Raw genomic sequence first — 18,849 nt, 5'->3', positions numbered from 1 at the left:
TCCAGGACCCCACACCGGAGCCCCCGGCCCCGCACCCGCCCACACACCCCCGCACCCACCCCCCACCACCCACGCACCCACCCACCCAGCCAGCCAGCCAGCCAGCCCCAGGAGACCCCATGGAGCCCGTCCTCATCACCCAGGCCCGCACCTGGCTCGCCGAGGACCCCGACCCCGACACCCGCGCCGAACTCAGCGAACTGCTGCGCACCGAGGCGCTCGACGAGATCGCGGACCGCTTCTCCGGCACCCTCCAGTTCGGCACCGCCGGTCTCCGCGGTGAGCTCGGCGCCGGCCCCATGCGCATGAACCGCGCCGTCGTCATCCGCGCCGCCGCGGGCCTCGCGGCCTACCTCGCCCAGCAGGACACCACCCGGGGCGGCCTCGTCGTCATCGGCTACGACGCCCGCTACAAGAGCGCCGACTTCGCCCGCGACACCGCCGCCGTCATGACCGGCGCCGGCTTCCGCGCCGCCCTGCTCCCCCGCCCCCTCCCCACCCCCGTCCTGGCCTTCGCCATCCGCCACCTCGGCGCCGTCGCGGGCATCGAGGTCACCGCGAGCCACAACCCGCCCCGCGACAACGGCTACAAGGTCTACCTCGGCGACGGCTCCCAGATCGTCCCGCCCGCCGACACCGACATCGCCACCGCAATCGCCGCGATCGGCAGCCTCAACGACGTCCCCCGCCCGGACAGTGGCTGGGAGACGCTGGGCGACGACGTCCTGGACGCGTACCTCGCCCGCACCGACGCCGTCCTCACCCCCGGCTCCCCCCGCACCGCCCGCGTCGTCTACACCCCGATGCACGGGGTCGGCCGCGACACCCTCACCGCCGCCTTCGCCCGCGCGGGCTTCCCGGCCCCGACCGTGGTCGCCGCACAGGCCGACCCCGACCCGGCGTTCCCGACCGTCGCGTTCCCGAACCCGGAGGAGCCGGGCGCGATGGACCTGGCGTTCGCCACCGCCAGAGACCTGGGTGCCACCACCGACCCCACCGCCGGCCCCGACGCCGTGGACGTCGTCATCGCCAACGACCCGGACGCCGACCGCTGCGCGGTAGCCGTACCGACCCCCGCCGGAGCGCCCCCGGCCCACGGCTGGCGCATGCTGCGCGGCGACGAGGTCGGCGCGCTGCTCGCCACGCACCTGGTGCACAAGCGGGCCCACGGCACCGTCGCGACGACGATCGTCTCGTCCTCGCTCCTCTCCCGGATCGCGGCCGCCGCCGGCCTGGCGTACGCCGAGACGCTGACCGGCTTCAAGTGGCTCGCGCGGGTGGACGGCCTGCGCTACGCCTTCGAGGAGGCGCTCGGCTACTGCGTGGACCCGGACGGCGTGCGCGACAAGGACGGCATCACGGCCGCGCTGCTGATCGCGGAGCTGACGTCGGAGCTGAAGGAACAGGGCCGCACCCTCTCCGACCTCCTGGACGACATCGCGCTCGCGCACGGTCTGCACGCGACCGACCAGTTGTCCGTACGCGTGGAGGACCTCTCCGTGATCGCCACGGCGATGAAGCGGCTGCGCGAACAGCCGCCGACCGTACTGGCGGGCCTGGCCGTGAGGTCGACGGACGATCTGGCCCGGGGCACCGAGACCCTCCCCCCGACGGACGGTCTGCGCTACCACCTCTCCGGCGACGGAACGATCCGCTCGGCCCGGGTGATCGTCCGCCCGAGCGGCACCGAGCCGAAGCTGAAGTGCTACCTGGAGGTGGTGGTGGACGTCCCCGGGGCGGACGCGCTGGCCACGGCCCGTACGACGGCGGAGACGGCGCTGGCGTCGCTCAGGACGGACCTCGCGACGGCGGCGGGCATCTGAACAACCAAAGAACCGGGGCGGCCGCACCAGCGGCCGCCCCGGTCCGACGTCACCGGCCCTAAATGGCCAGCATGATCACCAGCAGCACGGCCCCCGCCACCGTCGGCGCGATGACCTCGACCGCCCAGCGGACCTCCGGCGTCCCCTGCGCGCCGTCCCGCCCCGCGTTGAGCTCGGCCATCTCGCGCAGATCGCCGACGGCCGCGTCGGAGGGGGCGCGCCGGTCCTCATCGGTGTCGACGGCGACATGGGCGGAGGTACGGCTGTAGGGGTCCTCGGCGGCGGACCGGGCCTGTCGCCGCGCGGCCCGCTTGCGCTGCCGCAGCGAGACCGGGATCGCCCACAGCTGGTACTTGGCACCGGCGGCCAGCACTTCGCTGGTGTAGCCCGCGCGCACTCCGTCGACCGAGGCCCACGGCAGCGTGATGGTACGGAAGGGGTTGCGTACCAACAGCCGGTCCGCTCCCGCGTACACCGCGGGGCGGACCGTGAAGGCGATGACGACCGGAACCGCGAACAGCAGCCCGGCCAGGGCCAGCCACGGTGTCCGCCCCTCACCCCGGATCATCGCGTCGATACCGAGCCAGGCGCCGAGTCCGAGCAGCAGCACACCCCCCGCGATACCGGCGGGGGACCGGTAGACACGGTCGGCGAAGGTGCTCTCCTGGCCGTCGTCCGAGGACTGCGGGGCCGAGGAGTCGGGGGCTGAGTCGTCCGGGCTCGTCATGGGGCCGATTCTGCACCACGCCTCGGCGACAATGGATGCCGGAGCCGAGGCCCACCGAACCCGGTTCCCCGGCCCAACAGATCCCCACCCCGGGGGTGACATCTGCTACGCGCGTAGATATGCTCGTCTGGTGACCATGCCCACCACAGTTCCCGCATACGGCAAAGAGGCCGCGGAGCGACTCGCGTCCATGGCGGACGTGACCGCCTCGGACGGCGCGCTGCGCCGCTTCCTGCACGGCCTGCCGGGCGTCGACGCGGTCGGCCTCCAGGCCCGTGCCGCGACCCTCGGCACCCGCTCGATCAAGACCACGGCGAAGGCCTACGCCATCGACCTGGCGATCTCGATGATCGATCTGACGACCCTGGAGGGCGCGGACACCCCGGGCAAGGTCCGGGCGCTGTGCGCGAAGGGGGTCAGCCCCGACCCCACGGACCGTACGGTCCCCAAGGTCGCGGCGATCTGCGTCTATGGCGACATGGTGGCGACCGCCAAGGAGGCGCTGGCCGCCGCCGGCGGGAGCGGCATCCACGTCGCCGCCGTCGCCACCGCCTTCCCCTCCGGCCGCGCCGCGATGCCGGTGAAGCTGGCCGACACCCGGGACGCGGTGGCCGCCGGGGCGGACGAGATCGACATGGTGATCGACCGCGGCGCCTTCCTGTCCGGCCGCTACCTGGACGTCTTCGAGGAGATCAAGCAGGTGAAGGAGGCGTGCGCCCGCCCGGACGGCAGCGCCGCCCACCTGAAGGTCATCTTCGAGACCGGTGAGCTCCAGACGTACGACAACGTGCGCCGGGCGTCCTGGCTGGCGATGCTGGCCGGGGCCGACTTCATCAAGACCTCCACCGGCAAGGTGACGGTGAACGCGACCCCGCCGGTCACCCTCCTCATGCTCGAGGCCGTGCGCGACTTCCGCGACACCACCGGCGTCCAGGTCGGGGTCAAGCCCGCGGGCGGTATCCGCACCTCCAAGGACGCGATCAAGTACCTGGTGATGGTCAACGAGACGCTGGGCAACGAGTGGCTGACGGCCGACTGGTTCCGCTTCGGCGCCTCCAGCCTGCTCAACGACCTGCTGATGCAGCGCCAGAAGCTGCGCACCGGCCACTACTCCGGCCCCGACTACGTGACGGTGGACTGAGACACCCATGGCACCCACGACACCCATGACCCCCGCCCCCGGGCCCTTCGACTACGCACCGGCGCCCGAGTCCCGCGCCGTCGTCGACATCGCCCCCGCCTACGGGCTGTTCATCAACGGCGAGTTCACCGAGGCCGCCGACGGCAAGGTCTTCAAGACCATCTCGCCCTCCTCCGAGGAGGTGCTCTCCGAGGTCGCCCAGGCCACCGCCGAGGACGTCGACCGCGCCGTCAAGGCCGCCCGCGCCGCCTTCACGGCCTGGTCCGCCCTCCCGGGCTCCGAGCGCGCCAAGTACCTGTTCCGGATCGCCCGCATCATCCAGGAGCGCTCCCGCGAGCTGGCCGTCCTGGAGTCGCTGGACAACGGCAAGCCGATCCGCGAGTCGCGGGACGCCGACCTCCCCCTGGTCGCGGCGCACTTCTTCTACTACGCGGGCTGGGCCGACAAGCTGGCCCACGCCGTCCGCGGGCGGAGCCCGCTGAGCGGCACGAGCGGTCCCGACCCCAAGCCCCTGGGCGTGGCGGGTCAGGTCATCCCGTGGAACTTCCCGCTGCTGATGCTGGCGTGGAAGATCGCCCCGGCCCTCGCCGCGGGCAACACGGTGGTGCTCAAGCCCGCCGAGACCACCCCCCTCTCCGCCCTGTTCTTCGCGGACATCTGCCGCCAGGCCGGGCTGCCCGAGGGCGTGGTCAACATCATCACCGGTGACGGCAGCACCGGCGCCGAACTGGTCGGTCACCCCGGGATCGACAAGGTGGCCTTCACCGGCTCCACCGAGGTCGGCAAGGCCATCGCCCGCACCGTCGCCGGTACGTCGAAGAAGGTCACGCTCGAACTGGGCGGCAAGGCGGCCAACATCGTCTTCGACGACGCTCCGATCGACCAGGCGGTCGAGGGGATCGTCAACGGGATCTTCTTCAACCAGGGCCATGTCTGCTGCGCGGGCTCCCGCCTGCTGGTCCAGGAGTCCGTCCAGGATGAACTCCTCACCGCCCTCAAGCGCCGTATGCGGACCCTGCGGGTGGGCGATCCGCTGGACAAGAACACCGACGTCGGCGCGATCAACTCCGCCGAGCAGCTTGCCCGTATCCGCTCCCTCGCCCAGGCGGGCGAGGCCGAGGGCGCCGAGCGCTGGGCACCGGCCTGCGAACTGCCCAGCTCCGGCTTCTGGTTCGCGCCCACGCTGTTCACCGGGGTCACCCAGGCCCACCGGATCGCCCGCGAGGAGATCTTCGGCCCGGTGCTGTCCGTGCTGACCTTCCGTACCCCGGAAGAGGCCGTCGCCAAGGCCAACAACACCCCCTACGGGCTCTCCGCCGGGATCTGGACGGAGAAGGGCTCGCGGATCCTGTGGATGGCGAACAAGCTCCGCGCCGGGGTGGTGTGGTCCAACACGTTCAACAAGTTCGACCCCACCTCGCCGTTCGGCGGCTACAAGGAGTCGGGCTACGGCCGCGAGGGCGGTCGCCACGGCCTGGAGGCATACCTCGATGTCTGACCGCAACGACCGACTCTCCGTGCTCAAGACCTACAAGCTGTTCGTCGGGGGCACGTTCCCCCGGTCCGAGAGCGGGCGGGTGTACGAGGTGACCGACGCAAAGGACCGCTGGCTGGCCAACGCCCCGCAGGCGTCCCGCAAGGACGCCCGTGACGCCGTTGTCGCCGCCCGCAAGGCATTCGGCGGCTGGTCGGGGGCCACGGCCTACAACCGCGGCCAGATCCTCTACCGCGTGGCCGAGATGCTCGAGGGACGCCGCGACCAGTTCGTCCGCGAGGTCGCCGACGCCGAAGGGCTGTCCAAGTCCAAGGCGGGCGCCCAGGTCGACGCGGCGATCGACCGCTGGGTCTGGTACGCGGGCTGGTCCGACAAGATCGCCCAGATCGCCGGGTCCGCCAACCCGGTCGCGGGGCCGTACTTCAACCTGTCCAGCCCCGAACCCACCGGCGTCACCGCGGTCCTGGCCCCGCAGGACTCCTCGTTCCTCGGTCTGGTCTCGGTCATCGCGCCCGCGATCGTCACCGGTAACACGGTGGTCGTCGTAGCGAGCGAGACCCGCCCGCTCCCGGCGCTCTCCCTCGCCGAGGTCCTGGCCACCTCGGACCTCCCCGGTGGCGTGGTGAACCTGCTCTCCGGCAGGACGGCGGAGATCGCCACCCCGCTCGCCGCCCACCAGGACGTCAACGCGATCGACCTCGCGGGCGCGGACGCGGAGTTGGCGGTCGAACTGGAGAAGGCCGCGGCGGAGAACCTGAAGCGGGTCGTCCGTCCACAGCCTGTGGACTGGTCCGCCGACCCCGGCACCCGCCGGATGCTCGCCTTCCTGGAGACCAAGACGGTCTGGCACCCCATGGGTGTCTGAACGGGTCCCTGAACGGGGATCTGACCCCGACGGCCACCGGCCCCCGCCCCCTCCCGTCCGAGGGGCGGGGGCTGGTACGCATCCGGTGCGCACCGTCTTCGGCCGCCGCGCGTCCGCGGACCGCATCGGCACCGCCCCGGGAGGTCACCGGGATTCCCGGAGAGCGGTGGGAGCGGCCTCCAGGAGGTGAAGCATCTCGGAGTTGAGGAACCGGCGGTCCGCAGCGGCTTGCTTCGGTCACCCGTTCGGGTAAGTCTGCCGGAATGCGGCGTGGATAACGAACGAGGACGCTACGTTGATGGCATGACGGGGCCAAGTGAAGCCGACAAGGCTGGGCATGCCCGGTACACCTACCGGCTTCGCGTGTCGTCGACCGTGCGTACGGCGCTGCTGGCCGAGTGGGACCGGTGCCGTTGGATCTGGAACGAATGTGTCGCCAAGTCCAAGGCCACCCACCTGCACAACAAGGCCACGGGTGAGAAGCGGACGTGTGGACCGGCGCAGCTGGACAAGATGCTGACCCGGGCGCGGGAGTGTACGCCGTGGCTGCGTGAGGGTTCCAGTGTTCCCCAACAACAGGTGATCCGGGACTTCGGCGCATCCCGTGCCAAGGCGCACAAGGACATCCGGGAACGCTTGCCTGGGCGGCAGCGGGCCGGTATGCCGAAGTGGAAGAAGAAGCACGAGGCCTTGCCGACGCTGAACTACACCCGGCGCGGGTTCCGGCTGAGGGACGGCCGCCTGTACCTGGCGGGTGGGATCGTGCTGACGGTGGTGTGGTCGCGGGATCTGCCCGCCGAACCTTCTTCGGTGCGGGTGTACCAGGACAGTATCGGGCACTGGTATTGCTCGTTCGTGGTCCCCGCAAAGGTGCGGCCGCTGCCGGAAACCGGCCGGGTGCTCGGTGTGGACTGGGGCGTGAAGCAGACCGCGACCACCACCTCCAACGCCCACGACCTTCCGCACGCCCAGCACGGCCGCAGGGCCCAGGCCAAGCTGACCCGGTACGACCGGATGATGGCCCGCCGCAGACCGAAGAAGGGACAGGCCGCCTCGAAGGGCTACCGCGAGGCGAAGAAGTGGCGGGCGAAGACCTACGCGAAGATCGCCCGGCAGCGGCAGGACACCGGGCGCAAGTGGGCGAAGAAGGTCGTGACCGACTACGACGCCATAGCCGTCGAGGACTCCCAGCCGAAGTTCCTCGCCAAGTCCTCCATGGCGCGCAAGGCGGCGGACGCCGCGATCGGCGCCACGAAGAAGGCCCTGGTCGAGATGGGCCGCAAACACCGGCGGGACATCCGTTTCGTGCACCCCGCGCACACCACCATGGACTGCGCATCGTGCGGAGCGAGAACCAAGCACGCACTGCCGCTGTCCGAGCGCATCTACACCTGCACCGCGTGCGGAGCCGTCTCCCCCAGAGACGAGAACTCCGCCCGTGTGATGCTCCACCGGGCAGGTCTGAACCCGGCTGGCGCCGAGGGCGTAAGACCTCCGGGAGCGCTGCTCCCGGAGGCAGCCTGAGCCAGGAATCCCCACACAGCCCTGAAGGGAAGGAATCCCTTCCCTTCAGGGAGGGGAGCAGTCAAACTGGTGTTCCGTGACCTTCCATCCCTCACCCGCCCGCGTCATCCTGCTCTCCGGCCCTTCCGGTTCCGGAAAGTCATCGCTCGCGGCCCGTAGCGGGCTGCCCGTGCTGAACCTCGACGACTTCTACAAGGAGGGCGACGACCCGACCCTCCCGAAGCTGGCGGAGGACGGAAGCACCGACTGGGACTCCCCGCTCTCCTGGGACGCGGACGCGGCGGTGGCGGCCGTGGCGGCGCTGTGCCGGACGTCACGTACGACGGTGCCGGTGTACGACATCCCGACCAGCGCCCGCGTCGGCGAAGAGCTGCTGGACCTCGGCCGTACCCCGCTGTTCATCGCCGAGGGGGTCTTCGCCGCCGACATCATCGGACGGTGCGCCGAGCTGGGTGTGCTCGCGGACGCGATCTGTCTGCGGGGCCGCCCCTCCACCACCTTCCGGCGGCGGCTGCTGCGGGATCTGCGCGAGGGCCGGAAGTCGGCGCTCTATCTGGTGCGGCGCGGCTGGCGGCTGATGCGCGCCGAGCGCGGGATCGTGGCCCGGCAGACGGCGCTGGGCGCGTACGCCTGCGGCCGGGACACCGCCATGGGGCGCGTCGCCGCGGCGGCGGCCGCGGGGCGCAGCGGTACGGCCGCGCGACCGGCGGCCACCGTCACCGCGGGCTGACCCACCGCACTGCCGCGTACCCATATCCCGGCCCGCTCCCGGCACGCACAACAGCGCGGGACCGGACAGACCCCCCGGCCGTCCGGTCCCGCGCCGTGTTCCCCCGTTCCCCCGTTATCTCCCGTGGATCCCCCGATCCCCGGTTTTTTTCCCCGTTCCCCCGATGCCCCCGTATCCCCCGCCCCCGTGTTTCCCCCGCCTTCGGTCTCCCGGCCGCCGTCAGGCGACCAGTTCGCCGAAGGACTCCTCTTCGTCACGGCCGAAGCTGAGGGTCTCGTCCTCGCGCAGCCGCCGCAGTGAGCGCCAGATGCTGCTCTTGACCGTTCCGACACTTATGTTCAGTATGTCCGCGATCTCCGGGTCCGTACGGCCCTCGTAGTACCGCAGGACGAGCATCGTGCGCTGGAGCTCGGGGAGCCGGGCCAGGGCCTGCCACAGCACGGCGCGCAGCTCGGTGCCGCGCATCGCGTCGTGGTCGCCCGCCGTCTCCGGCAGCTCCTCCGTCGGGTACTCGTTGAGCTTGCGGCGGCGCCAGGCGCTGATGTGAAGATTGGTCATGGTGCGCCGCAGATAGCCGCCGACCGCCGCCTTGTCGCTGATCCGGTCCCAGGCCCGGTAGGTCGAGAACAGCGCGCTCTGGAGCAGGTCCTCGGCCTCGAACCGGTCACCGGTCAGGTGGTAGGCGGTGGCGTACAGGGAGGCGCGGCGCTCTTGCACGTAGGCGGTGAACTCCACCTCCGACGCAGTGCGCCGCTCCCCCTTTGCCTCCCCGTACGAGCCGCCCCCGTTTCCCCCGTTTTCCCCCGGTCCCCCGTACTTTCCCCCGTGCCCCCCGAGGCCGCCGGTGCCGCCCTCGGCCCCTGTGTGTGCGTCAATGGCCACCATGTAAGGAGGCCTCTGACGCCCGGCGCCGCGAGCGCACCCCCGCCCGCTCACGGCACCGGACTTCTCGTTGTTCCGGCCGGCGTCGTGAAGGCGCGTGCGAACTGCGCTGGTGTTGGTGAAGTGCAGTGTGCTCATCTCGCGCCCCCCGTCGGTGGAGCCGGTCCGTCCGGTCTGGTTCTGGCTGCCCCGGCCGCCGTTCCGCCCGGTGCACAGAAGACTTTGCCGGGCCAGTTTCATCGCGCTGTCTGTCGACTGTCACAGGCTCGTCACAGGGGATCGAGCTGATAAACCCCCGGCGGTCGAACTACAGGCCCCTTGTAGGCCAGAATGACCAACGTGCCTTTCCTGTTGCTGATCGAGGACGACGACGCCATCCGCACGGCCCTCGAACTCTCACTGTCCCGCCAGGGCCACCGTGTGGCGACGGCGGCGACAGGCGAGGACGGCCTGAAACTGCTGCGCGAGCAGCGGCCGGATCTGATCGTGCTGGATGTGATGCTGCCCGGGATCGACGGCTTCGAGGTGTGCCGCCGGATCCGGCGCACCGACCAGCTGCCGATCATCCTGCTGACCGCACGTAGTGACGACATCGACGTTGTGGTGGGTCTGGAGTCGGGAGCCGACGACTATGTGGTCAAGCCCGTGCAGGGCCGGGTGCTCGACGCCCGGATCCGCGCGGTGCTGCGCCGGGGCGAACGGGAGGCGAACGATGCCGCGTCCTTCGGCAGCCTGGTGATCGACCGTGCCGCCATGACGGTGACCAAGAATGGGGAGGACCTTCAGCTCACCCCCACTGAGCTGCGGCTTCTGCTGGAGCTGAGCCGTCGGCCGGGCCAGGCGCTGTCCCGCCAGCAGCTGCTGCGGCTGGTCTGGGAGCACGACTACCTCGGCGATTCCCGGTTGGTCGACGCCTGTGTGCAGCGGCTGCGCGCCAAGGTGGAGGACGTCCCGTCGTCGCCGACGCTGATCCGTACCGTGCGCGGGGTGGGTTACCGGCTGGACGCTCCGCAGTGAGCGCACGCGGGGCCCGGGGCGGGGACGTGCGGACCCGGGGCGGAGACGTAAGGAATTGAGCGCGGTGAGCGAGGAGCCCGGTCGTGCGCGGGGCTGGGCCGCGGGGCTGCTGCGGTGGCTGAGTCTGAGACTGCGGCTGATGCTGGTCTTCGGTCTGGTGGCACTGGCCGCCGCCGTGTCCGCGTCGGCCATCGCGTACTGGCTGAACCGTGACGCGGTGCTGACCCGCACCCAGGACGCGGCGCTGGACGAGTTCCGCAAGGCGCTGAAGGAGGACACCGACCCGCTGCCCGCAACACCGACATGTCCCGAATTGCAGGACGCGTCGGACCGTATGGCGGACAACACCCAGAAATACGAGGTGCTGCTGATCGCCCGGACACGCGGCGGCGGGACCTGCGCAGTGGCGTCGGACGAGGAGCTGTTCACGCTGAAGGTGGTGCCCCGGTCGCTGCGCCACGCGGTGGACGAGAAGCGCGCGGTGAACGGCTCCAACGAGGCCCCGTACCACCTCTACTGGCAGCGGATCACACTGGACGGCACGCCGTATCTGGTCGGCGGGGCGAAGGTGAACGGGGGCGGCCCGACCGGCTACATGCTCAAGTCGCTGGACACCGAGCGCCAGGACCTCAACTCGCTGGCCTGGTCGCTGGGGATCGCCACCGCCCTGGCGCTGATCGGTTCCGCGCTGCTGGCGCAGGCCGCCGCGGCCACGGTGCTGCGGCCGGTGCAGCGGCTCGGCGAGGCGGCGCACCGGCTGGGTGAGGGGCATCTGGACACCCGGCTCCAGGTGTCGGGCTCCGATGAGCTGGCCAATCTCTCCCGCACCTTCAACCGGACCGCGGAGCGGCTGGAGAAGCGGGTGGCGGAGCTGAGCGCCCGGGAGGCGTCCAGCCGCCGCTTCGTGGCGGACATGTCGCATGAGCTGCGGACCCCGCTCACCGCGATCACGGCCGTCACCGAGGTGCTGGAGGAGGAGGCCGACTCGCTCGACCCGATGATCGCCCCCGCGGTGCAGCTGGTGGTGAGCGAGACCCGGCGGCTGAACGACCTGGTGGAGAACCTGATGGAGGTGACCCGCTTCGACGCGGGCACGGCCCGTCTGGTGCTGGACGACGTGGATGTGGCGGACCAGGTGACGGCGTGCGTCGACGCCCGGGCCTGGCTGGACGCGGTGGAGCTGGACGCGGAGCGCGGGATCATGGCCCGGCTCGATCCGCGCCGGCTCGATGTGATCCTGGCGAACCTCATCGGGAACGCGCTCAAGCACGGCGGTTCGCCGGTGCGGGTGTCGGTGCGCACGGACGGCGATGAGGGGGGCGAGCTGCTGATCCGGGTGCGGGACCACGGTCCGGGTATCCCCGAGGACGTCCTGCCGCATGTCTTCGACCGCTTCTACAAGGCGAGCGCCTCCCGGCCCCGGTCGGAGGGGAGCGGACTCGGTCTGTCGATCGCCATGGAGAACGCCCATATCCACGGCGGTGACATCAGCGCGGCCAACTCCGAGGAGGGCGGCGCGGTCTTCACGCTCCGGCTGCCGATGGACGCCTCGCGGCTCGCCGCGGGCGAGGAGGAGCGCAAGAACGAAGGGGGCGCCCGATGAAGCGGGCGGTGAACCGGCGCCGGATCCGTCCGGCCGTCGCCCTGCTGACCGCGGCGGTCGCGCTGCTGGCCACCGGATGCGGTATCCGCGGGACGTCGGTGCCGGTGGACGCGGGAGCCGCGCCCTCGCGCGCGTCGTGCGAGGCGCCGGAGCCGGACCGGTCGGCCGAGGGGACGGGCCGGGTCTCGGTGCGGATCTATCTGCTGTGCGGTTCCCGGGTCCTGTCGTTGAGCCGCAGCGCGCGGCTGCCCGACGAGAAGCCGCCACCGGAGCCGGTGCAGATCGCCCGTGCGCTGCTGGAGCAGTTGCGGCAGCCGCCCTCGGCGGCCGAGACGTCGGCCGGGTTCTCCACCGCGGTGGAGGACTGGGTGCAGGTGTCCGGTCCGGCCCAGGACGATCCGGACCGGGCGCTGCGGCTGAACCGGCCGCCGGAGGAGCTCCAGTCGATGGCGCTGGCCCAGATCGTGTGCACCCTCGGGGAGTCCACGGCGGCGGACGAACACCACCGGGTGCTGCTGGGCGGGCCGGACAGCGACCGCGATCCGCTCAAGCGCTACAGCTGCACCGAGGAGATGCGCCGCCACCCCGAAATCGCGGTCAACTCCGGGGTCCTGGTGTCCCCCTGATCACGGCCGATCGCCCGCCGAGCGCCCCTGAATGCCCCTGAACGCCCCTGATCACGTAGTGATTCGTTACGTTTCAGCGCTCGGTCATCCCTGGTGGGCGAGGTCTCGGTAACAAGCTGCTGACCAGCGGGGAGCAGGCGGAACCAGTACCCCCGCACAGCGCGTCCTGCAAGGCGTGCAGGGTCGTTCCGGCCGCAGGGCCGCCTTCCGCTACCGCGCCGCGGGCGTTGTACTCCTTGTCGCACACCTGTCGTTCGTGTGCTGGCTGACCCTGCGCCCGCTCACCGTGCCGTGGGTGTCCGCCGAAACCCTCGAGCCGCTGGCCACCATCCGCGCCGATCTGGCGCTCAGCTCCTGGGCGGCGATCCGCTCGATCGGGGGCGGGCTGCTGCTGCTCGCGCCGCTGGGGGTGCTGCTGCCGCTGGCCGGGGGCAGGGTGGAGGCGTATCCGCTGGCCTCACTGGCGCGGACGGCCTTCACCGGGGCGATGGCGGCCCTGGCGGTCGCGCTGCTGCGCAGCGAGGTGACCGGGCAGATCATGAACGTGGACTCGGTGCTGCTGAACACCGCCGGTGTGGCGCTCGCGCATGTGCTGGTGGTTCCGGCCGTCAGGGCCGGGCTCCGCCGCCGGGCGGACCGGGCACGGGCCGCCGCCCTCCCCCGGGAGGAGGAGGTCCAGACGGTGACCCCGACGATTCACAGGGTCGGGATCGCACCGTGGAGCGACGCCTCGACGGGCTCGCGACCCTAGCGTTGGGGGTATCGGGAAGAACTTCCCGGGTACCTCGGCATTCGGTCCGCGACGGGCGGACCGCACAGGTCCGAGAGTCCGACGAGACGACGAGGAGTCCTCATGGCCGCCCCACTGGTCCGCCCCCGCCACCAGAAGATGATCGCCGGAGTCTGCGCGGGGCTGGCCCGCCGCTTCGGCACCACCCCGGCCACGATGCGGGTGATCTTCCTGGTCTCCTGTCTGCTGCCGGGGCCGCAGTTCCTGCTCTATATCGCGCTGTGGATACTGCTCCCGGCCGAGGACGGCTATCGCGAGGCGTGGTGAGGCGCGCCCCGGAGGAGTCCTCGCCTACAGGCCCGCCTTCCTCAGCTTCTCCAGCTGCTTGTCGACGATCGCCCGCGGCACGGGGAACTCGGCCAGCCCCTTGAAGTCCACGCCCAGGAAGAGGGCGATGGTCGAACCGGAGCGCACCGCGACAAAGCTCATCGGGATCTTCGTCCCCTGCGCGGAGGCGGTCGTCCGGTAGCCGACGATGTCGTCACCGGCCGCCTTGGTGGGCTGGGTCCGCACCTGGCGGTAGCTCACGGTCCGCCCGCTGAGGGTGGTGGAGAACCCGCCGGAGCAGGCGGAGAGCGCGGACTTGAGCTCGCGCATGAACGATCTGGCACCCGCGCCGCTGTAACGGCTGATCCCGGCCGTGATGCCCTTGTACGGCGCCTTGTGACTGTTCAGCCCGCGCCGAACGGTCTCCTTGGCCTTTGCGCTCGGCTTGTCACCGGTGATGTCGGCGAGCGGCTGGCAGGCGCTCTTGCCGGCCTTCGGCTGTCCGCTGGCCCAGTTCTCGGCCTTGCGGCTGGTGACCCGATACCCCTTGAGGTCGCCCTGCGCCAGGGCGGCCTTCTCCAGCCGGGTCGCGGCCGGGGTCGCGGACCGGCCGCGGTCGGCGGACGGGGTGGCCTTGGCGTCGCCGTCATCCGAACCGCCGCTGCACGCGGTGGTGAGTACGAGGAGGGGGCAGGCCAGGAGGGCCGTCAGGTGGGCCGCCCGTATCCGCCCGGGGCGCCCCGCCGGTCCGCTCGTCTTTGTCCGCACGGGAGACTCCCCACAGTCGGCTGCCGGTCTGCCGCAGCATGTCGGCCAGATCCTGGCATATGACGCGGCCGGGCCGCACACCCCTGTCGGGATGCGCGGCCCGGCCGTGTGCAGAAGACGGAGGATCAGCCCAGCCGCAGGCCGTTGCCCAGCGCGCCGATCGGGAGACGGCTGAACAGCCCCTGGTCGGGCTTGGCCTTGCCGGGGGGCGGCGAGGGCTTGGCGGTGCCCTGGCCGGGGACCTGGCCGCCCTGCCCGGGGACCTGCGGAGTGGCCGCACCGCCACCGGGCACGGGAGCGTGACCGGCCGCGGACGCGGTGCTGCCTCCGGCAATGATGGCGACAGTACCGAGGGCAACAACGCCGAGGGTCTTGAGGGTTCCCTGCTTCATCAGAAATCTGTCCTTGAGACGGGGGGCTTGTCCGATACGAGAACGTAGTCATGGATTTCACCGGCCCGCAAACACCGGAAATCCGCTTCCAGACGTGCGGCCGCATCGGAAAGGCCCTTGCCCCCGCCCGTAGAATCAGCTGTCCTCGCCAGCAGAATCCCTGGTCACAGCGGACGTCGAAGCCACCTGGCGGAACAGCCATTCGGACTTCAATTCATGGTACCCGGGCTTGATCACGTCGTTGATCATCGCAAGACGTTCACCAAAAGGAATGAAGGCCGATTTCATGGCATTGACCGTGAACCACTGCATGTCGTCCAGCGTGTAGTGAAATGTTGATACGAGATGCTGGAATTCAGCGCTCATACTCGTCCCACCCATGAGACGATTATCCGTGTTGACGGTGGCACGGAAATGCAGTCGGCGCAGCAGCCCGATGGGGTGCTCGGCGTACGAAGTGGCCGCGCCCGTCTGGAGGTTGGAGGTCGGGCACAGCTCCAGCGGGATGCGCTTGTCCCGGACGTAGGAGGCGAGCCGGCCGAGGGTGGTGCTGCCGTCGTCCGCCACCTCGATGTCGTCGATGATGCGGACGCCGTGGCCGAGCCGGTCGGCACCGCACCACTGGAGCGCCTGCCAGATGGACGGCAGGCCGAACGCCTCGCCCGCGTGGATGGTGAAGTGGTTGTTCTCCCGCTTCAGATACTCGAAGGCATCCAGGTGGCGGGTGGGCGGGAAGCCCGCCTCGGCGCCCGCGATGTCGAAGCCGACGACGCCGAGGTCGCGGTAGCGGTTGGCGAGTTCGGCGATCTCCAGGGCGCGGGCCGCGTGGCGCATCGCGGTGAGCAGCGCGCCGACGCGAATGCGGTGGCCTTCCTCGCGGGCCCGCCGCTCGCCCTCGCGGAAGCCCTCGTTGACCGCCTCGACGACCTCCTCCAGGCTCAGCCCCTGCTCGAGGTGCTGCTCCGGGGCGTAGCGCACCTCGGCGTAGACGACACCGTCGGCGGCGAGGTCCTCGGCACACTCGGCGGCGACCCGGACCAGCGCGTCCCGGGTCTGCATGACGGCGCAGGTGTGCGAGAAGGTCTCGAGGTAGCGCTCCAGCGAACCGGAGTCGGCGGCCTCGCGGAACCAGACGCCCAGTTTGTCCGGCTCGGTCTCCGGCAGCGCGTCGTACCCCGTCTCGCGGGCGAGGTCGACGATGGTGCCGGGCCGCAGCCCGCCGTCGAGGTGGTCGTGCAGCAGCACCTTGGGGGCGCGGCGGATCTGTTCGGGGGTGGGTTGGTGGGTGTGCTCGCTCGTCATCTGCGAAGCCTAGCCCCTACGCGCGTAGAACGGGTGGGATAGATACGGAACAGTGACCCGCACGGGTAGTGGAGTACACCAGTCCTTCTGCGATCGTGTCGGAATGGCTCAGCAAGCGTTGCCCGAACGGGGCGCACGGCTGGGGCGGCCGATGGGCGCGGCCGCCGCGCGGAGGACCGTACACGGTGTGGTGCTGCTGCTCCCGGGAGGGGAGGCCGTCGGTACCCGGCGCCCCACCCGGATGTCGGCGGCGGCAGTGCTGCCACTGGCCCGAAGACTGGTGCGCGCCGGTCAGGACGAGGGCCTGGCCGCCCATGTCGTCCACTACCGGCACCGCGGATGGAACGGCTCCGACGCGGATCCCGCCGCGGACGCCGAGTGGGCCGCGGACGAGGTGGGGCGGCTCTACGGCGATGTGCCGGTCTGCCTCACCGGCCACGGCATGGGCGGCCGCGCCGCCCTCCGCGCCGCCGGGCACCCGGCCGTCAGCTCGGTGGTCGCCCTCGCCCCCTGGCTCCCGGAACCCGACGCGGCCCTGGCACCCGATCCGGTGAAACAGCTCGTGGGACGGCAGGTGCTGATCGCCCACGGGACCAACGACGAGCGCACCGACCCCGATCTGTCCTACCGGCTGGCGGAGCGGGCCAAGAAGGTCAACCGGAACGTCTGCCGCTTCGAGGTGCACACCGACGGCCACGGCCTGCACCAGCACCGCTCCGAAGTCCAGGCCCTGACCGTGGACTTCCTCCTCGGCTCGCTCTTCGCCACGGGCTACTCCCGCCCCGTGGCCGACGCCCTGGCGGCCCCTCCCCCGCTGGGCCTGCGGATGCCACTGGCAGCGGGCTTCGGCTCGACCCTCCACCGCTAGGGCGGCCCGGAGACGGGCCCCAGGGCCGCCGGCCCGGGGCGCATGCGGCCCCCTTGCGAGGGGGGACCGTATGCGCCCCGGGCGCGGACGAACACGCGCTGCCCGCCGAAGCCCGGGGCCCGGGGCGGGCGCCGCGCGGGCACCCCGCCACAGGCGGCACGCCGCGCCGCACCGCGGATGCCGCGCCCCCGGGGTGCTACCGCCGTGCGGGCCGGGGCCAGGGGCGTGCGTCCCATGCGGGGGCGGGCGGACCACCGCCGCAGGCGGGTCCGCGTGCGCGGCGGGGCGGCGTGCGCGGCGGGGCGGCGTCAGGAGGCGTGCGCGGCGGGGCGGCGTCCGGCGTCAAGAGGCGTGGAGCGGGCGGAGGTTGTGGACCACCCGGGGGCGTGCTGGCCCCGAGGCCGCACGGGGTCCGACGGCAAGACCCCGGAGCGGGCGGGGGCGTGAGCCCCGAGCGCGGGTGGGCACGCGGCTGTACGCACCGGGAAGTCAGGCGCCCCCGTCTCCTGCCGCTCCGGACGGAGGCACAGGCGGCGGGCATGGGGCGGCCCCCGGGGCGCGGATCGCGCGCCCCGGGGGCCGGGGCGGAGGGGGCGCCGTCGCTGGACAGGGGCGGGGCGGCCCCTCCGGGCTGGAGGGGTGGGGTCAGGCGGGGAGGCCGCGGAGGGCCCGGCGGGCGACCTCCGCCCGGCGTTCGACCTGGGCCTTGCGGGTCGCGTAGAGCGTGATCGCCGCCGCGGCCACCACGGCCACCAGGCCCAGCAGGACCGTTCCCGCCCATCCGGCCGCGTGGAAGGCGAGCGCGCCCAGCGCGCCGCCCGCGCTGCTGCCGATGTAGTACGACGCCTGGTAGAGCGCCGCGGCCTGGGCGCGGCCGGTCTTGGCGGTCCGGCTGACCGCCGAGGAGGCCGCCGCGTGGCCCGCGAAGAAGCCCGCGGTGATCAGCACCAGGCCGAGCAGCACCGCGCCGATCGAGTTCAGCAGGGACAGCAGCAGTCCGGCCGCCGTGGTGGTCACGGCCACGTACAGGGCGCCGCGCCGGCCGAGCCGGCCGACCAGCTTGCCGGTCGCGGCCGAGGAGACCGTGCCCACCAGGTAGATCAGGAAGATCGAGCCGATCAGGGACTGCGAGAGGCCGAACGGTTCGGCCACCAGCCGGTAGCCGATGACCGTGTAGACCGCGCCGAAGACCGTCATGAACAGCGCGCCGATCGCGTACAGACGGCACAGCAGCGGGTCGGCGAGGTGTCCGGCGACGGTACGGGCCAGGGCACGCGGGCTCACCGCGGCCGGGGTGAAGTGCCGGGCCGGGGGCAGCAGCAGCCGGAAGGCGACCGCGCACAGCAGCGCCATGACGCCGACCGCGGCCAGCGCGGTCCGCCAGCCGTAGCCGTCGGCCACCCAGCCGGTGAGGATCCGGCCGCTCATACCGCCGACGCTGTTGCCCGCCACGAACAGCCCGATCGCGCCGACCAGCGCCTTGGGCTGCACCTCCTCCGAGAGGTACGCCATCGCCGAGGCCGGGATCCCGGCCAGGGCGGCGCCCTGGACCGCGCGCAGTCCGATCAGCCAGCCCAGGTCCGGGGCGTACGGCACCAGCAGGGCGAGCGCCACCGCGACCGTGAGCGAGCCGGTCATCATGGCGCGGCGGCCGAACCGCTCGGACAGGGCGCTCAGCGGCAGCACCGCGAGGGCCAGGGCCGCGGTGGCCGCGGAGACGGTCCAGCTGGCCTGGTCGGCCTGCACATGGAGGTCGTCGGAGATCGCGGGCAGCAGCGCCTGGGTCGAGTAGAGCAGGGCGAAGGTCGCGAGCCCGGCGGTGAAGAGGGCGAACCGCATCCGGACGTAGCCGGGGCGGCCCGGGCTCATCCGCTCGGGAGCGGGCACGGCCCCGGCCGCGGAACGGGTGGAGACGGGTGCGGAGGACAGCGCGGGGGAGGCGTCCACACGGTGGTTCCCGGTGGACGCCCCGGTATCAGCGGGAGGCATGATTCGACCGTACGTACCCACGGTTGATGCGTCCAATGCA

Annotated in this window: 18 protein-coding genes; 12 read left to right on the top strand and 6 right to left on the bottom strand. The window is 71.8% G+C overall.

What is annotated here, in order from left to right; translation table 11 throughout:
- The first annotated feature begins 119 nt into the window (after positions 1–119).
- Positions 120–1,823, top strand: a complete 1,704-nt coding sequence (locus HUT19_RS24425) for a phospho-sugar mutase (protein ID WP_176182512.1) — start codon at positions 120–122, stop codon at positions 1,821–1,823.
- Positions 1,824–1,881: 58 nt separating this feature from the next.
- Here the strand turns inward: HUT19_RS24425 and HUT19_RS24420 are convergent, their stop codons facing one another.
- Positions 1,882–2,550 (bottom strand): PH domain-containing protein, encoded by a 669-nt coding sequence (locus tag HUT19_RS24420; protein WP_176182511.1) that lies wholly within the window; start codon positions 2,548–2,550, stop codon positions 1,882–1,884.
- Between the two features lie 136 nt (positions 2,551–2,686).
- Here HUT19_RS24420 and deoC point away from each other — a divergent pair, with 136 nt between their 5' ends.
- From deoC to HUT19_RS24395, 5 genes are all read left to right on the top strand, one after another.
- Positions 2,687–3,691, top strand: a complete 1,005-nt coding sequence (deoC, locus tag HUT19_RS24415) for a deoxyribose-phosphate aldolase (RefSeq protein WP_176182510.1) — start codon at positions 2,687–2,689, stop codon at positions 3,689–3,691.
- A 7-nt stretch (positions 3,692–3,698) separates the two neighbouring features.
- Complete coding sequence (locus HUT19_RS24410) at positions 3,699–5,189, top strand: aldehyde dehydrogenase family protein (RefSeq protein WP_254885753.1); 1,491 nt, start codon at positions 3,699–3,701, stop codon at positions 5,187–5,189.
- Positions 5,182–6,051, top strand: a complete 870-nt coding sequence (locus HUT19_RS24405) for an aldehyde dehydrogenase (RefSeq protein WP_176182509.1) — start codon at positions 5,182–5,184, stop codon at positions 6,049–6,051. Before HUT19_RS24410 ends, HUT19_RS24405 begins: the two co-directional genes overlap by 8 nt.
- Positions 6,052–6,354: 303 nt before the next feature.
- Positions 6,355–7,575 carry an RNA-guided endonuclease TnpB family protein gene (locus HUT19_RS24400; protein ID WP_176182508.1) on the top strand — a complete coding sequence of 407 codons (1,221 nt, stop codon included), beginning with the start codon at positions 6,355–6,357 and terminating at the stop codon, positions 7,573–7,575.
- 76 nt (positions 7,576–7,651) lie between these two features.
- Positions 7,652–8,305, top strand: coding sequence for an ATP-binding protein (locus HUT19_RS24395; RefSeq protein ID WP_176182507.1), 654 nt, complete (start codon positions 7,652–7,654; stop codon positions 8,303–8,305).
- 219 nt (positions 8,306–8,524) lie between these two features.
- On the opposite strand, the gene HUT19_RS24390 is transcribed toward HUT19_RS24395, so the two are convergent.
- Positions 8,525–9,325, bottom strand: coding sequence for a SigE family RNA polymerase sigma factor (locus HUT19_RS24390; protein ID WP_176182506.1), 801 nt, complete (start codon positions 9,323–9,325; stop codon positions 8,525–8,527).
- 201 nt (positions 9,326–9,526) lie between these two features.
- On the opposite strand from HUT19_RS24390, the gene afsQ1 reads away from it, so the two are divergent.
- The 5 genes from afsQ1 to HUT19_RS24365 all read left to right on the top strand — a co-directional run bounded on the left by afsQ1 (position 9,527) and on the right by HUT19_RS24365 (position 13,490).
- A complete protein-coding gene (afsQ1, locus tag HUT19_RS24385) occupies positions 9,527–10,204 on the top strand; it encodes a two-component system response regulator AfsQ1 (RefSeq protein WP_176182505.1) in 678 nt (225 codons plus the stop codon).
- A gap of 139 nt (positions 10,205–10,343) precedes the next feature.
- Positions 10,344–11,807 carry a HAMP domain-containing sensor histidine kinase gene (locus HUT19_RS24380; protein WP_254886216.1) on the top strand — a complete coding sequence of 488 codons (1,464 nt, stop codon included), beginning with the start codon at positions 10,344–10,346 and terminating at the stop codon, positions 11,805–11,807.
- The gene (locus tag HUT19_RS24375) at positions 11,804–12,433 is read left to right on the top strand and encodes a hypothetical protein (RefSeq protein WP_176182503.1); all 630 of its coding nucleotides are present in this window, start codon (positions 11,804–11,806) and stop codon (positions 12,431–12,433) included. The genes HUT19_RS24380 and HUT19_RS24375 overlap by 4 nt, the downstream gene beginning before the upstream one ends.
- Positions 12,434–12,608: 175 nt before the next feature.
- Positions 12,609–13,184, top strand: coding sequence for a VanZ family protein (locus tag HUT19_RS24370; RefSeq protein ID WP_176182502.1), 576 nt, complete (start codon positions 12,609–12,611; stop codon positions 13,182–13,184).
- Between the two features lie 102 nt (positions 13,185–13,286).
- Complete coding sequence (locus HUT19_RS24365; protein ID WP_176182501.1) at positions 13,287–13,490, top strand: PspC domain-containing protein; 204 nt, start codon at positions 13,287–13,289, stop codon at positions 13,488–13,490.
- A 24-nt stretch (positions 13,491–13,514) separates the two neighbouring features.
- Here HUT19_RS24365 and HUT19_RS24360 read toward each other — a convergent pair whose 3' ends face one another.
- The 3 genes from HUT19_RS24360 to HUT19_RS24350 form a co-directional block, all read right to left on the bottom strand.
- Positions 13,515–14,258, bottom strand: coding sequence for a hypothetical protein (locus HUT19_RS24360; protein WP_176182500.1), 744 nt, complete (start codon positions 14,256–14,258; stop codon positions 13,515–13,517).
- A gap of 125 nt (positions 14,259–14,383) precedes the next feature.
- On the bottom strand, positions 14,384–14,650 hold the full coding sequence (locus tag HUT19_RS24355) for a hypothetical protein (RefSeq protein WP_176182499.1): 267 nt from the start codon (positions 14,648–14,650) through the stop codon (positions 14,384–14,386).
- 135 nt (positions 14,651–14,785) lie between these two features.
- Positions 14,786–15,952, bottom strand: coding sequence for an adenosine deaminase (locus HUT19_RS24350; protein WP_176182498.1), 1,167 nt, complete (start codon positions 15,950–15,952; stop codon positions 14,786–14,788).
- A 103-nt stretch (positions 15,953–16,055) separates the two neighbouring features.
- Here HUT19_RS24350 and HUT19_RS24345 point away from each other — a divergent pair, with 103 nt between their 5' ends.
- Positions 16,056–16,820, top strand: a complete 765-nt coding sequence (locus HUT19_RS24345) for a S9 family peptidase (RefSeq protein ID WP_176182497.1) — start codon at positions 16,056–16,058, stop codon at positions 16,818–16,820.
- Between the two features lie 645 nt (positions 16,821–17,465).
- Here the strand turns inward: HUT19_RS24345 and HUT19_RS24340 are convergent.
- Positions 17,466–18,809, bottom strand: a complete 1,344-nt coding sequence (locus HUT19_RS24340; RefSeq protein WP_176182496.1) for an MFS transporter — start codon at positions 18,807–18,809, stop codon at positions 17,466–17,468.
- Between the last annotated feature and the right edge of the window lie 40 nt (positions 18,810–18,849).

This window comes from Streptomyces sp. NA02950 (genome assembly GCF_013364155.1).
GTDB lineage: Bacteria > Actinomycetota > Actinomycetes > Streptomycetales > Streptomycetaceae > Streptomyces.
Note: the sequence above shows the minus strand (reverse complement) of the source record. Positions and strands in the feature narration are given on the sequence as shown.